Source organism: Oleiphilus sp. HI0066, from assembly GCF_001635725.1.
In genome coordinates, this window is the sequence record NZ_LWFH01001565.1 from 1 (window position 1) to 1,063 (window position 1,063).

At 43.5% G+C, this 1,063-nt stretch carries 1 protein-coding gene and 1 pseudogene; both read right to left on the minus strand.

Going from position 1 to position 1,063, the window contains the following annotated elements:
* Positions 1 to 535 (minus strand): sulfotransferase (locus A3738_RS24650; protein ID WP_197474011.1); only part of this gene is annotated, 535 nt, incomplete at its 3' end.
* Positions 532 to 1,063, minus strand: a pseudogene (locus A3738_RS31490) (hypothetical protein); the annotation flags it as partial. The pseudogene A3738_RS31490 and the gene A3738_RS24650, both read right to left, overlap by 4 nt.

Here is a 1,063-nt window from a genome sequence, read left to right on the forward strand (position 1 = left end):
GATCTTCGTATACGACTTCTACGATATTTTTAAATCCTGAGCGCATTTTAAAAGACTGGAAAGCCTTTTCCTGCGCATAACCAGCAGCAATATGCATCGAAGATGGCCTTGATTTAGACCAATCCGCTTTTTTCTTGGAGGCCAATACGTCTCTAGGATCTCTTTTAATATGAACGATCACACTCTCGGGAAAGGTTGCGACTAACAAAGGCAAATACTCTATTAGCTTAGGGTCTTTATCACCAACATAGAGTGTACTGACACCCTTAGTAATAATTTGTTCATAAAGCTGTGCGGGTTTAAGCCCCTCATCAAAATCACCCTCCGACAATCCTAGTCGCTTGACCTTCTCATCCGACCAAAGTAGCTCTTGATTGACCGCAATATCTTCAGCCTTTCCAAGCTTCCCTCCAAAAACGAAACGTCGCAACATGCTGGTCTCAGGAACAAAAGTGACTTCTGAATGACTAGCTAGCATGCTCTGAAGTAAAGATGTTCCCGAGCGGCCCACTCCTATAATAAAAACTTTTTTCAATTGCTAATCCTGTCGATCTGCGACTTAACCATCAAAGGGCACTTTCCAATTTTAGTCTTAATGAGCGAGTCAACTAAACTAACTCGCACTGTAAAAGTGCCGCCTAGCTTCTCGCGGTACTCTGCCAATATTTTTTCCTCAACGCCCTGGTCATATGAAACTGCGGGAATAATGTTTAGATCAACTAGCCCCGGCTCACCAACGACATATTGCATGGCATCAATATGGGCATAAATATCCTCGTGCATATTTAGCGCAGTTAAGGAAACTCGCTTACCATCCCTCCCCTCAACAAACTCTTGTTTCCACCGTCCTTCTACTTCAGGAAACGTTCCGTAACCTGCATTATCGCAGTTAACATTAGACCACATGCAATAATCACCAGTACGGTATCTCAAAAGAGGCATTGCCGAGTTAATAAACCCTGTACCAACAAGCTCACCACGCAACCCGCAATCTTTAATTACAGCCCCATGATCATCTACCAACTCACAAACCCCATAAGCTGGATGGCTATGGTATTCAGTT